The sequence below is a fragment of the Serratia sp. X10 genome, from assembly GCF_017811775.1.
In the GTDB taxonomy this organism is placed as follows: domain Bacteria; phylum Pseudomonadota; class Gammaproteobacteria; order Enterobacterales; family Enterobacteriaceae; genus Serratia; species Serratia ureilytica.
In genome coordinates this window covers 793,122-805,537 of the sequence record NZ_JAEIOH010000003.1, presented here as the reverse complement: position 1 = coordinate 805,537, position 12,416 = coordinate 793,122, and the positions used below count along the sequence as shown (strand labels likewise).

At 56.5% G+C, this 12,416-nt stretch carries 11 protein-coding genes and 2 tRNA genes; 8 read left to right on the top strand and 5 right to left on the bottom strand.

Annotated elements, in window-relative coordinates; genetic code table 11:
• Positions 1 to 46: 46 nt before the first annotated feature.
• Positions 47 to 123 (top strand) — tRNA-Asp (locus J9788_RS14310).
• A gap of 213 nt (positions 124 to 336) precedes the next feature.
• The gene (gene dkgB, locus J9788_RS14305; protein ID WP_182265078.1) at positions 337 to 1,140 is read left to right on the top strand and encodes a 2,5-didehydrogluconate reductase DkgB; all 804 of its coding nucleotides are present in this window, start codon (positions 337 to 339) and stop codon (positions 1,138 to 1,140) included.
• Between the two features lie 47 nt (positions 1,141 to 1,187).
• On the opposite strand, the gene yafC is transcribed toward dkgB, so the two are convergent.
• The gene (gene yafC / locus J9788_RS14300; RefSeq protein WP_004930183.1) at positions 1,188 to 2,075 is read right to left on the bottom strand and encodes a DNA-binding transcriptional regulator YafC; all 888 of its coding nucleotides are present in this window, start codon (positions 2,073 to 2,075) and stop codon (positions 1,188 to 1,190) included.
• A 105-nt stretch (positions 2,076 to 2,180) separates the two neighbouring features.
• On the opposite strand from yafC, the gene J9788_RS14295 reads away from it, so the two are divergent.
• Together J9788_RS14295 and J9788_RS14290 are read left to right on the top strand one after the other, a co-directional pair.
• Positions 2,181 to 3,356 carry an MFS transporter gene (locus tag J9788_RS14295; protein ID WP_182265077.1) on the top strand — a complete coding sequence of 392 codons (1,176 nt, stop codon included), beginning with the start codon at positions 2,181 to 2,183 and terminating at the stop codon, positions 3,354 to 3,356.
• Positions 3,357 to 3,597: 241 nt separating this feature from the next.
• On the top strand, positions 3,598 to 4,392 hold the full coding sequence (locus J9788_RS14290; RefSeq protein WP_025160092.1) for an endonuclease/exonuclease/phosphatase family protein: 795 nt from the start codon (positions 3,598 to 3,600) through the stop codon (positions 4,390 to 4,392).
• Between the two features lie 52 nt (positions 4,393 to 4,444).
• Here J9788_RS14290 and mltD read toward each other — a convergent pair whose 3' ends face one another.
• Complete coding sequence (mltD, locus tag J9788_RS14285; RefSeq protein WP_033650995.1) at positions 4,445 to 5,827, bottom strand: murein transglycosylase D; 1,383 nt, start codon at positions 5,825 to 5,827, stop codon at positions 4,445 to 4,447.
• Positions 5,828 to 5,898: 71 nt separating this feature from the next.
• Positions 5,899 to 6,654: a hydroxyacylglutathione hydrolase gene (gene gloB, locus J9788_RS14280; protein ID WP_182265076.1), complete on the bottom strand. Its 756-nt coding sequence runs from the start codon at positions 6,652 to 6,654 to the stop codon at positions 5,899 to 5,901.
• 44 nt (positions 6,655 to 6,698) lie between these two features.
• On the opposite strand from gloB, the gene J9788_RS14275 reads away from it, so the two are divergent.
• The gene (locus J9788_RS14275) at positions 6,699 to 7,418 is read left to right on the top strand and encodes a class I SAM-dependent methyltransferase (RefSeq protein ID WP_004930191.1); all 720 of its coding nucleotides are present in this window, start codon (positions 6,699 to 6,701) and stop codon (positions 7,416 to 7,418) included.
• Here J9788_RS14275 and rnhA read toward each other — a convergent pair.
• Positions 7,415 to 7,882, bottom strand: a complete 468-nt coding sequence (gene rnhA / locus J9788_RS14270) for a ribonuclease HI (protein WP_004930193.1) — start codon at positions 7,880 to 7,882, stop codon at positions 7,415 to 7,417. The two genes, J9788_RS14275 and rnhA, sit on opposite strands and share 4 nt — an antisense overlap.
• A gap of 72 nt (positions 7,883 to 7,954) precedes the next feature.
• Between rnhA and dnaQ the strand changes: the two genes are divergently transcribed.
• On the top strand, positions 7,955 to 8,698 hold the full coding sequence (dnaQ, locus tag J9788_RS14265; RefSeq protein WP_046897630.1) for a DNA polymerase III subunit epsilon: 744 nt from the start codon (positions 7,955 to 7,957) through the stop codon (positions 8,696 to 8,698).
• A 144-nt stretch (positions 8,699 to 8,842) separates the two neighbouring features.
• Positions 8,843 to 8,919 (top strand) — tRNA-Asp (locus J9788_RS14260).
• 105 nt (positions 8,920 to 9,024) lie between these two features.
• Here the strand turns inward: J9788_RS14260 and J9788_RS14255 are convergent.
• Positions 9,025 to 11,265 carry a TonB-dependent siderophore receptor gene (locus tag J9788_RS14255; protein ID WP_182265075.1) on the bottom strand — a complete coding sequence of 747 codons (2,241 nt, stop codon included), beginning with the start codon at positions 11,263 to 11,265 and terminating at the stop codon, positions 9,025 to 9,027.
• 229 nt (positions 11,266 to 11,494) lie between these two features.
• Here J9788_RS14255 and J9788_RS14250 point away from each other — a divergent pair, with 229 nt between their 5' ends.
• Positions 11,495 to 12,373, top strand: a complete 879-nt coding sequence (locus J9788_RS14250) for a siderophore-interacting protein (protein ID WP_042783720.1) — start codon at positions 11,495 to 11,497, stop codon at positions 12,371 to 12,373.
• The last annotated feature ends 43 nt before the right edge of the window (positions 12,374 to 12,416 follow it).

Genomic DNA, 12,416 nt, shown 5'->3' with positions numbered 1-12,416 from the left:
AGCGCGATATTGCCGGTATCGAAAGATACAACGTAAAAGAATCGGTGGAGCGGTAGTTCAGTTGGTTAGAATACCTGCCTGTCACGCAGGGGGTCGCGGGTTCGAGCCCCGTCCGTTCCGCCACTTAATTGATAAGCCCTGAGTCTCTGACTCAGGGCTTTTTCATGTCTATATTTTACGCTTTCAAGGCCGGAATTGTCCTTCCTTACAGCCTTATCTCCCGATATTGTTGCCTTTAGATCAAAAGTCTTATGCCGAACCAGGCGTTTTTGATCAATAAAAAAGTTGCCATAATCTTCCTCATACCACATTTACCCGTTAATGAGAGAAAACATTATGAGCATCCCTGCATTTGGTTTAGGTACTTTCCGCCTTCAGGATCAGGTTGTTATCGATTCTGTCAGCACCGCACTTGAGCTGGGCTACCGTACTATCGATACCGCACAGATCTATGAAAACGAAGCGGCTGTTGGCCAGGCTATCGCTGCCAGCGGCGTGAAACGTGAAGGTCTGTTCATCGCCACCAAGATTTGGATCGCGAACCTGGCGAAAGGGGCGCTGATCCCAAGCCTGCAAGAAAGCCTGAAAAAACTGCAAACGTCCTACGTTGATCTGACGCTGATCCACTGGCCGTCACCCCACGACGAAGTGCCGGTTGCCGAATTTATGGCTGAGCTGCTGGAAGCGAAAAAGTTGGGGCTGACCCGTCAAATTGGCGTATCTAACTTCACCATCGATTTGATGCAGCAAGCGATTGACGCGATTGGCGCCGATGAAATCGCCACCAACCAAATCGAGCTGTCACCGTTCTTGCAGAACCGCAAGGTGGTCGAATTTGCACAGCAGCACGGCATCGCCATCACCTCTTACATGACGTTGGCCTACGGCAAAGCGCTGCAGGATGAAACGATCAAAAGCATCGCTGCTCGTCACAATGCGACCCCAGCACAGGTGGTTCTGGCTTGGGCATTGAAACTGGGTTATGCGGTGATCCCTTCCTCGACCAAGCGTGAAAACCTGGCGAGCAACCTATTGGCGCAGCAACTGACGCTGACCGACGAAGATATGGCGCAGATCGCCGCACTGGAGTGCAACGGCCGTCTGGTTAGTCCGGAAGGCCTGGCGCCAAACTGGGATTAATCATTCCTCGCCGTAGTCAGCATAAGGCGTCCATCGGGGGCGCTTTTTTATCGTTTCAGGTATTCACTCACAAAATCAATAAAGCTGCGCAGACGGTTGCTGACGGCGCTGTCGCTGTAGTAAACCGCGTTGATCGGCATGGCGACCGGCAGTGTCGCTTCCACCAGAATCGGGACTAAATCTCCACGTTTGATATCTTCGTCGCTCATAAAGTCCGACAGGCAGGCGATACCGTTGCCATGCAGGCAGAGATGGCGCTGCGTTTCTCCGCTATTGGTGGTCAAACCGGGGGTGATTTCCAACTGGCTGCCATCTGAACAAGCCAGTGGCCAGCGGTTCAAGCTGGGCAGGTCGTTGAAACCGATACAGCAGTGATGTGCAAGATCTTCTACCGTTAGCGGCGTGCCGTGCTGAGCCAGATAAGCGGGGGAGGCGAGCACATGTCGGTAGCTGGTCATCAGTTTGCGTGCTTTCAGCGTAGAATCGGTCAGCTCGCCTACGCGGATCGCGATATCCACTTTTCGCTCGATCAGATTGATAAAGTTTTCCGAAGACACCAGCGATAACGACATTTCTGGATAACGTTCGCGGAACTCGGCCACTAAAGGCGTCAGCATATGCAGCACCACCGGCGTTGCCGCGTCGACGCGCAGCAGGCCTTGCGGACGCTGGCGGCTTTCCATCAGCGCATTTTCCGCCGCGGCCATGTCGTTCAGTACCTTCTGCACCTGGCGAAAGTAATTCTCTCCTTCCTGAGTCAGGCTGATTTGGCGCGTGGTGCGGTTGAGCAACGTTACGCCCAGTTTGCTTTCCAGTTTTTTCACCGTTCGGCTGACTACGGAATTCGCTTGTTCCAGGCGTTCGGCCGCCCGGCTGAAGCTGCCGCTTTCTACGACGGTGACAAAGGTGATCAGCTCGTCAGAGTTTGCTTTCATTTTTGCTCCGATAGCAAAGTTAATTTGAAATTTTGAGCATTTTTATCATTTAAGCATAGGCCGATAATAGCCGTCATCAACTTGAATGCTATTTCGGAGTAAAAAATGCCACTCGCATTACTTGCCTTAACCATCAGCGCTTTTGCTATCGGCACGACCGAGTTCGTGATTGTCGGGTTGATCCCGACTATCGCGGAACAGCTTGGGGTGACCGTGCCGTCCGCTGGATTGCTGGTGACTATCTATGCCCTCGGCGTGGCCATTGGCGCGCCGGTGCTGACGGCCCTGACCAGCCGCATACCGCGCAAACTGCTGCTGGTTGGCCTGATGGTGCTGTTCACTCTCGGCAACCTGCTGGCCTGGCAGTCACCCAGCTATGAATCGCTGGTAGTGGCTAGGTTGTTGACCGGCCTGGCGCACGGCGTGTTCTTCTCTATCGGCTCCACTATCGCCACTAGCCTGGTGGCGAAAGAGAAGGCTGCCTCCGCCATCGCCATCATGTTTGGTGGCCTGACGGTGGCGCTGGTGACCGGCGTACCGTTGGGGACGTTCATCGGCCAGCAGTTTGGCTGGCGTGAGACCTTCCTGGCCGTTTCTCTGATTGGCGCTGTCGCCACGCTGGCCAGCGTTATTCTGGTACCGAGCAATATCAAGAACCAGGGCAGTGCAGGCGTGCGGGAACAGCTGAAAGTGCTGACTCATCCTCGTCTGCTGCTGATTTACGCGATTACCGCATTGGGGTACGGTGGGGTCTTTACGACCTTTACCTTCCTTGCGCCGATGATGCAGGAACTGGCCGGCTTCTCTGCTCCGACCGTGAGCTGGATACTGTTGGCTTATGGCGTCGCGGTGGCGGTGGGTAACATCTGGGGAGGCAAGCTGGCCGATCGTCATGGGGCCGTGTGTGCGCTGAGCTTTATCTTTGCCGCGCTGGCCGTTTTGTTGCTGGTGTTCCAGTTTACCGCCAGCCACAGTATTGCCGCTTTGCTGACGGTGATTGTGATGGGCGTGTTCGCTTTCGGCAACGTGCCGGGGCTGCAGGTGTATGTGGTGCAGAAAGCCGCGCAATACACGCCAAGTGCGGTGGATGTGGCGTCCGGTCTCAACATCGCGGCGTTCAACATCGGCATTGCGCTCGGCTCGGTGATTGGCGGCCAGACCGTTGCCTCACTGGGGCTGGCGCAGACCCCCTGGATTGGCGCGTTGATCGTGGTGGTTGCATTGTTACTGGTTAGCTTTAGCGGTCGCCTGGATAAAAAGTCTCAGCTGCAAACGGCTTAATACGTAAAACCCTTGCTGCCTGGCCCGCATTTTGCGGGCCTTTTCGCATTTTTCACCTATTACCCCTCACCTTTACACAGCTATACCGTCAGAAGATTGAAATCGCTGCAGGCGGCCCCTATAACTGAAAAGGTGATGCCCGCAAAAGCCATGCCCTCTATGCAGGGTAGGCGTATAATCAATTCATCGTTGGCGAGTGTTCATCGCCAGTTTTCATGTTAATGGGTAATAGGCGAATCGCGTGCCGAAACGAACTTATGCAATGAGGTATGTTGCAGGTCAGCCAGTTGAGCGAATCTTTCCTGGTGCCGTTAACCAGCCGTTGCCGCCAGGGGCGGCGCTGCCGACGACCGGCGCCCTGCGCGTCATGGTATGGAATATTTTCAAACAGCAGCGAGCCGACTGGCTTTCGGTGCTGAAAAACCATGGCAAAGACGCGCAGCTGGTATTGTTGCAAGAGGCGCAAACCACGCCGGAGCTGGTGAGCTATGCGACCGCCAACTATCTGGCGGCCGATCAGGTGCCAGCCTTTGTCTTGCCGCAGCATCCTTCCGGCGTGATGACGCTGGCTGCCGCTCATCCTGTTTACTGTTGCCCGCTGCGCGAGCGAGAGCCGCTGCTGCGGCTTTCCAAGTCGGCCCTGATCACCGTTTATCCGCTGTACAACGGCGAGCTGTTGATGGTGGTGAACATCCATGCGGTGAACTTTAGCCTGGGCGTCGACGTCTACAGCAAGCAGTTGGGGCCGATAGGCGAACAGATCGCCAGTCACCGGGGGCCGGTGATTATGGCGGGGGATTTCAACGCCTGGAGCCGCAAGCGCATCAATGCACTGTATGACTTTGCCGGAGAGATGGCGCTGCGCGAGGTGAGTTTCACCGACGACCATCGCCGCAAGGCCTTCGGTCGTCCACTGGATTTCGTATTTTACCGCAATCTGGGAGTGGTGGAGGCGTCGGTGCTGGTGACCAGTGCGTCGGATCACAACCCGCTGTTGGTGGAGTTTCATCCGGAAAAAGACTCGCCGGTATGGTGAATCGCAGCTAATAACAAAGCACCCCGAAGGGTGCTTTTTTTGTGCCGAACATTTAAGTATCCGGCGTCATCTTGTTACCGACAAACAGGGTCAGCTTCAGACCTGGCTGCAGGTTGCCTTTGGCGAGCGTTGAATTCCAACGCATCACGTCGTTAATATCGACGCCGTGACGACGTGCGATACTGGCGAGCGAATCACCTTTACGAACCTGGTAGGTGATACTGCTGTTACTGCCAGTATTGCTGGCCACTTGCAGGGTTTGCCCAACTTTTAAGGCGCTCTTGGCGCGTAAGTTGTTCCAACTCTGCAAATCGCTGGTCTTAACGTTCAGCCGCTTGGCTATGGCCGATAAGGTGTCGCCGGAGCGCACTTTATACGAACTGCCACCGGACAAACCGCTGTTCTTCGCCAACTGCGTCGTTGGCTGAGTCACGGCGATCTGGCCATCGGCCAGCGAGTCTTTCAGCTGATCGGCATGCCCTTTGGGAACCATGATGTAATGGGGGCCGTTGGGTGCCGTAACGCCTTTTTTGTAGCCTGGGTTATACGCTTTCATCTTGGTGACTGAAAGCCCAGCCATCTCAGCCGCCTGAGTTAGCTGGATCTGCTGCCCGACATCGATACGCGCCAGCGCACGGGTTTCATCCGTTTTCGGGAGTTTCACGCCGTACTTCTTGCTGTTCTTGATGATGTCGCTCAGCGCCAGCATTTTCGGGACATAGATTGACGTTTCACGCGGAAGCGACAATGCCCAGAAATTGGTTGGCTTACCCTGGCGTTTGTTTGCCTTCACCGCTTGCATCACGCGGCCTTCACCACTGTTATAGGCGGCTACGGTCAGTAACCAGTCGCCGTTAAACATGCGGTTCAAGCGCTGCATCATGTTAAGCGCAGCGGTTGTCGAGGCGACGACATCGCGTCGACCGTCATACCACTGATTGTTTTTCAAACCATAATTGCGACCCGTTTGCGGCACGATTTGCCATAGCCCTGCGGCGTTGGCACTTGACGTGGCGTGTGGGTCAAAAGCGCTCTCCACTATGGGTAGCAGTACCAGTTCCATCGGCATATTACGTTTCTTAATCTGCCCGACTATCCAGTACATGTACGGCTCTGCCCGTAATGTTACATCGTGGAGATAGCTCTTACTTTTTAAGTACTTTCTTTTCTGATCACGGATCCGGGAATTTTCCGGAACCTCCATCTTCAGCTCGTCGCTAATGAAGTTCCACAGGTCCTGTTGCGCGGCGGGACTGTTGTTATCCAACCACCGCGCCGAGCTCGCTCGGCCATTACCTGTGTACTCTCCTGCTTCACCATCTTGACCAGCCGAAGACAAACTCTGTGCATGCTGTTCTGGCGCCGGTGCGTCCTGCCTGGACGACTGGCAACCCACTAGCAAGACCGAGGCGAGAAATATCGCTTTAGCCTTCATGTGTGTGTCAATGTAGTTGCTTAAAAGACGAGCAATAATACTTTGCTTCGCCAAATAACACAACTAAAAGCTTAGAAGTTATCTTTCCGCAGGCGTAATTCGGAAAAAACTGAATGAAGGCTTTTTGGTGGTGAATTAAAGCCTAATTTCTTTTGTAAATCAGTGTGATGGCAACGTAAAAACAGGTTAATTTTGCGCTCTAATTGCAATGTAGTCGGCACGCTGGCTTGGCCTTTTGCCCTTAACGCTTCAACATGTTGTTGATATGTTTCAATCTCTCGATCTTCCGGCAAAATAGCCCGCGCAAACTTAAGATTTGAAAGAGTATATTCATGCGCGCAGCAAATTAAGGTGTTATCGGGAAGTTGCGCGAGTTGTTGAAATGAGTCGTACATTTGTTTGGCGGTGCCTTCAAACAGCCTGCCGCAGCCGGCGGAGAAAATGGTGTCGCCGCAGAACAGATAAGGGGCACTATAGAATGCCACATGGCCCAGCGTATGGCCGGGAACGGCGATAGTCCTGTATTGACGGCCATCGATATCAAAGGTGTCGCCGTCATGGACGATGTGGTTGGCGCCTTTGTCCGCGGTTTCCTGCGGCCCATAGACGGCCAGGCCGGGGTACTGCGCGACAATCTGCGCCACGCCGCCGACGTGATCGTGATGATGGTGGGTCAGCAGGATCGCCGCCGGCGCCAGCTGCAGGCGCTGCAACGCTTCAAGTACCGGCTGCGCTTCACCCGGATCGACGATAATGCAGCGCCCCTGTCGGTCATCCAATAACCAAATGTAATTGTCCTGGAAGGCGGGAATGCTGATAAGATTCATGGTGTACCTCTCGTTGGCAACGGCTTGAAAGAAGATAATAAATCATGAAACCAGCCCATACTCTACAAAAGCTCACCGGCCCGCAGTCCTGGGCTGAGCTGCCGTGGGGGGAGTACTATCGTGAAGCGCTCGAGCGGCAGTTGCAACCCTGGTGGCCCAAGCTGTTCGGTTTCCATCTGCTGAAGATGGGCATGCTCAGCGCCGAGCTGGCCACGGATAAATGCGCAATCTCCCATCAGGTTAACGTAGGGCTGGAGGGGGAAGGGCTGCAGGTGGTCGCCGACGCTTATCAACTGCCGTTTGCCGCCAAGTCGGTAGATGCCTGCCTGTTGGCGCATACGCTGTCCTATGCGGACGATCCGCACCGCATGCTGCGTGAGGTGGACAGGGTGTTGATCGACGACGGCTGGTTGGTCATCAGCAGTTTCAATCCGTTCAGCCTGCTGGGGTTGGGCAAGCTGGCGCCCGGGTTGCGTCGTCGCCAGCCCTATGTCAGCCGCATGTTTACCCAGATGCGGCTGCTGGATTGGCTCAGCCTGCTGAATTACGAGGTGTTGCACCAGGCGCGTTTTCACGTACTGCCGTGGCACCGCAAGGGCGGCAAATTTTTATGCACCCATTTGCCGGCGCTGGGCTGCATGAGCGTGATTGTGGCGCGTAAGCGCACCTTGCCGCTGACGCCCACGCCGATGAAACTGGGGGCGAGAAAGCCGTCTCTCAGCCGCGCGGTGGGCGCGACCAAGAGCTATCGCAAGCTGCCTTAGGCTTCCGGTTGGTAACCGACGTCTTCCTGCGTCGGTTTACCGGCCGCTTCGCGCGCCAGCACGTCGCAGCGTTCGTTCTCCGGGTGGCCGGCGTGGCCCTTGACCCATTCCCATTTCACCTCGTGGCGCTGAATGGCTTGATCCAGCCGCTGCCACAGATCGACATTCTTGACCGGTTTTTTGTCGGCGGTTTTCCAACCGCGTTTCTTCCAGTTATGGATCCAGCTGGTAATGCCCTGGCGCACGTACTGGCTGTCGGTGCTGAGCGTCACGGCGCAAGGCACCGTCAGCGCTTCCAGCGCCACGATCGCCGCCATCATTTCCATGCGGTTATTGGTGGTCAGGCGAAATCCTTCGCTGAAGGTTTTTTCCGTCTGCTTATAGCGCAGTATCGCGCCGTAGCCACCGGGGCCAGGGTTGCCAAGGCAGGAGCCGTCGGTGAAAATTTCTACCTGTTTGAGCATCTCTGGTAGACTCTTCCTATCAGTTTTATAAAAGCCAAGTCTGACATAAACGAGCGCTGTGAGCACTGCAATATGATCTCTACAACCACCAGACAGATTGTCCTCGATACCGAAACCACCGGTATGAACAAGCTTGGGGTGCACTACGAAGGGCACCGCATCATCGAAATCGGTGCGGTGGAAGTGATTAACCGCCGCCTGACCGGGCGCAACTTCCACGTATACATCAAGCCGGATCGGCTGGTGGATCCGGAAGCGTACGGCGTACACGGCATCAGCGACGACTTCCTGGCCGACAAACCGACCTTCGATCAGGTTGCCGACGAATTCCTCGACTTTATCCGCGGCGGCGAGCTGGTGATCCATAACGCGGCGTTCGATATCGGCTTTATGGATCACGAATTCCGCATGCTGCAGCAGGGGATCCCGAAGACCGAGACCTTCTGCACTATCACCGACAGCCTGATGATGGCGCGCCGCCTGTTCCCGGGCAAGCGCAACAACCTCGATGCCTTGTGCAGCCGCTATGAGATAGACAACAGCAAGCGTACGCTGCACGGCGCATTGCTCGATGCCGAGATCCTGGCGGAAGTCTATCTGGCGATGACCGGCGGTCAGACGTCGATAGCGTTCCAAATGGAAGGCGACACCCAGCAAAACGATGCCGCGCAAGAAATACAGCGTATCGTCCGCCCGGCCACGGCGATGAAAGTGGTCTACGCCAGCGACGAAGAAATGCAGGCGCACGAGGCGCGTCTGGATCTGGTGGCGAAGAAGGGGGGCAGCTGCCTGTGGCGTGGGGCGCCGGCGGAATAACGGCGTTTTTGCACGAAAAAAACGCACCGGGCGACCCTTCGTTGAAAAACTGTGCAAACGGTTCATTTGCGGAGAAAAAGGCGTTGACGGAACCGCGAGGCGTCCGTAATATGCGCCTCGTTCCCCCGCAAGAGGGAATGGCGCGGAGCGGTAGTTCAGTTGGTTAGAATACCTGCCTGTCACGCAGGGGGTCGCGGGTTCGAGCCCCGTCCGTTCCGCCACTATTCAGAAGCCCTGAGTTAGCGATAACTCAGGGCTTCGTCGTTTCCGCTCTCGGCAAAACGGTGCGGCCCAGGGAACGGGGCCGGCAGACCGGCCCCTTATCCTCAGAACAACACCGAGTAATTCAAACCGAAGGTGCGTCCGCGGCCTTTATAGCTGTAAAGCTCAGGCGAGCCGTAGGTCGGGCTGTACAGGATCGGCGCGCGTTGGCCCCAAACGGTGGTGTACTCCTTGTCCAGCAGGTTTTCCACGCTGAAGCTGACTTTCCCCACCGGCAGGGCATAGCTGCCGAGGAAATCGAGGGTGTTGTAGCCATCTATTTTGCGGCCTTGGGTGGAGTTGGCCTTGGTGTAATCGCCGTCGTCCGACACGTCGAAGGTTTGCTGCGACTGCAAGCGCAGATTCCAGTCGCCCGGCGCCCAGCCGACGTAAGCGGTGACTTTCGATGGGCTGGCGGTATCGACCACCAGCTTCTTCCATTCGCCGTTGACCTTGGTTTCAGAACGGATGAAGTTGAAGTTGGTGCCGGCGCTCCAGTCGCTGTCTTCGAAGAAGTAGTCCACCGCACCTTCCAGCCCATAGATGCGCCGCTTGTCCGCATTGACGTTAATGGTCATGTCGGTTTTGTTGATGGCGATGCTCTTGTCGGACAACGAGTAGTAGGCGGCGATTTGCGTGCGCAGGTTATCGCCGGTATAGCGCCAGCCCAGCTCGTAGGCGTTGACCTTGATGCCTTCCAGCTTGGAATCGCCGACGTTGACGCTCTTCAGTAACTGGTAATGGCCGCCGTTCAACGCGTAGGTGCCGTTGCCGTAATACTTGCCCGGATCCGGGATCTCGAAGCCCTGAGAGAAGTTGAACCAGGTTTGCTGACGCTCGGTCAAGTGCGCCAACAGACCGGCGTTGAACAACGCATTGTTGTAGTCGGTTTTCCCTCCCGGGATGGCGTCGGCAGAGGCGGCGGCGCCGGTGGCGATCGCCTGCTGCTGGTTATAGCCGACGAAATCGTCGATCTTGTTTTCGGTGTACTGGTAACGCACGCCGCCGCTCAGGGTGAAGATAGGGTTGATGTCGTAACTGGCCTGCAGGAACGACGCCAGGTTGCTGGTGGTATAGCTCGGGTAGCGGCCGGTGCCGTAAGCGTTCTCCAGCGTCATGCCGCCGGACTGTTGGGCCTTCGCCAGGTTGAAGAACTGCTGGTTGGCGTTGAAGCTTTCATGCTCGGCGTCGATGCCGTAAGTCAGCGTCAGCGCGTCGACAGGTTTGCTGTTTAACGTCAGTTTGCCGCCGTAAAAATCGGTTTTTTGCTGCGAAGCGCCAATGCTGCTGACGTAATAGTTCGGCGCTTTGCCCGCCAGCGTTGGGAATGGGTAGAAGGTCAACGTTTCGTCGCGGTAGTAGACCTGCGCCACCAGATCCTGGCCGAGGAAATCGGTGTTGGAATATTGCAGGTTGATCAGGTGGCGCTCGGTGCCGGGGATGCGATCGGAGTTTAAGTTACCGCTGTTGTACGCCTTGGCGTTGCCGGTCACCGCCGCGAAGTTTTCCCCCAGAAACAGGCCGTGATCGCCGTCGGACTGGCTTTTGTAGTATTGGGTGGTCAGCTGCAGCTGTTGATGATCGTCGATGTTGAGGGTGCCGGTGCCCATCACATCGAGGCGATTGGAATACTGCAGGCCGGTTTGAGTATTGTCGATCAGCACCTCGTTGTCTTTGCCGTCGTACCAGCCGCCGTAACGCTGGTAAGAAACGGACAGGCGCCCCGAGGCGTTGTCGTTGCCACCGCTGACCGCCGCCGCTACGTTCTCGTCGTGATCGTTATGGCCGCCGAAGCCGGTTTTGCCGCCGACCTGCAATTCGACCTGCTGCTCTTTCTGTCCTTTCTTGGTCACGATATTGATCAGGCCGCCGGTGCTGCCGCCGCCGTACAGTGCGGTCGCGCCGGAAATCACCTCAATATGGTCGATATTGAACGGGTCGATCGAATCCAACTGGCGGCTGTCGCTGCGCGACGAGTTCAGGCGTACGCCGTCGATCATCACCATCATCGAACGGCCGCGCATATTCATGCCGTAGTTGGTGCGGCCCTGGCCGCTGACGTCCATGCCGGGGATCAGCTGCGCCAACATGTCCTTGATCTCTTTGCCGCCCTGGACCTGCTGTTCGATCTCCTGACTTTCGATCACCCATGTCGTCTGCGCCATTTCTGCTGCGCTGCGGTGCGAACGGCTGGCGGAGACGACCACCTGCTCTTCGCTGCCGTTTTTCTGATCTTCTGCCCAGGCCGGCGGCGCAAGCAACGCCAGCAGACATGGGTTTAATACCCAAAGAGGTTTGCGTTTCATCGTTATTTCCCAGGTGATATTGTCGTTACGTTGTTTTTTGAGAATGCTTCTTTTATCAATAACGTTTCTTGTTATCAATAAAATCATGATATGATTTTTTGCGATGCATTAACGTAATTAATTAGTTTTATTAACATTTATCCGCTGCGCGATCGCGCGGCCACGCCGCCAACACGGCAGCCGATCGGTCATACGTAAAAGCGACAGCCGTTGCCGGAGAGTCGAGAACATGTCCGCCAGCTACAGAATTTTTGATATCACCCTGAAAAGCAAAACGCTGATTTCGCCCTCGCTGCTGCGCTGCGTATTTGAAGGTGCGGATGTTCATCGCATGAAGCTGGAAGCGCCTGACCAGCGCATCAAACTGCTGTTCCCGGCGGCGGACGGCAAGATCACGCCGTTGGCCAACGGCCCGGACTGGTACGGCGATTACATGGCGCTCCCCAAAGAACAGCGTCCGGTAATGCGCACCTATACGCTGCGTGCGCTGCGCCGCGAGCAGAATCAGATGGACGTCGAGTTCGTGCTGCATGGCGTGAACGGCCCGGCTTCAGCCTGGGCGACCCATGCCGAACCCGGAGACACGATTCAAACGGTCGCCCCCAACGGTGACTTCGACGGCGACAGCGGCGGTTACGAATGGGCGCCGCCGGCGCAGTTGCAACAGGCGTTGCTGATCGCCGATGAGACGGCGGTGCCGGCGGCGATGGCGATTCTGGAACAGCTGGCGCAGCAGGCCAATCCGCCGCGGGTGCAGGCATTTTTTGAGGTGCCGGTGGCGGCGGATTGCCTGGATTTGGCGCATTTCCCGTTCGCCGACGTTTATTGGCTGCCGCGCGACGTCGGCCGCCAGCTGGCGCACGGCACGCTGCTGGTGGAGGCGGTGCGCCAGCGGGTGGATATCCCCGCATCGGCCTGTGCGCAAGCGCAGTCCCTGGCGGAAAGCAGCCTGAGCGATGAGGTGTTGTGGGAGCGGGCTGCTGGCAGTAACGCTTTCTATGCCTGGGTGGCGGCCGAGTCTTCTGCGGTGAAAACGCTGCGGCGTTACCTGATTGGCGAACGCGATCTGGATCGCTCCACCGTCAACTTCATGGCCTATTGGTGCTGAGTCGGCCGCCGCCGTGCGCCTTCATCATGGGTTCTACCGCCTG

What these genes read in the sequence shown, in the direction of transcription:
- dkgB (WP_182265078.1), top strand. Translation starts at nt 337, where the DNA reads ATGAGCATCCCTGCATTTGGTTTAGGTACTTTCCGCCTTCAGGATCAG.
- yafC (WP_004930183.1), bottom strand. Translation starts at nt 2,075, where the DNA reads ATGAAAGCAAACTCTGACGAGCTGATCACCTTTGTCACCGTCGTAGAA.
- J9788_RS14295 (WP_182265077.1), top strand. Translation starts at nt 2,181, where the DNA reads ATGCCACTCGCATTACTTGCCTTAACCATCAGCGCTTTTGCTATCGGC.
- mltD (WP_033650995.1), bottom strand. Translation starts at nt 5,827, where the DNA reads ATGAAGGCTAAAGCGATATTTCTCGCCTCGGTCTTGCTAGTGGGTTGC.
- gloB (WP_182265076.1), bottom strand. Translation starts at nt 6,654, where the DNA reads ATGAATCTTATCAGCATTCCCGCCTTCCAGGACAATTACATTTGGTTA.
- J9788_RS14275 (WP_004930191.1), top strand. Translation starts at nt 6,699, where the DNA reads ATGAAACCAGCCCATACTCTACAAAAGCTCACCGGCCCGCAGTCCTGG.
- rnhA (WP_004930193.1), bottom strand. Translation starts at nt 7,882, where the DNA reads ATGCTCAAACAGGTAGAAATTTTCACCGACGGCTCCTGCCTTGGCAAC.
- dnaQ (WP_046897630.1), top strand. Translation starts at nt 7,955, where the DNA reads ATGATCTCTACAACCACCAGACAGATTGTCCTCGATACCGAAACCACC.
- J9788_RS14255 (WP_182265075.1), bottom strand. Translation starts at nt 11,265, where the DNA reads ATGAAACGCAAACCTCTTTGGGTATTAAACCCATGTCTGCTGGCGTTG.
- J9788_RS14250 (WP_042783720.1), top strand. Translation starts at nt 11,495, where the DNA reads ATGTCCGCCAGCTACAGAATTTTTGATATCACCCTGAAAAGCAAAACG.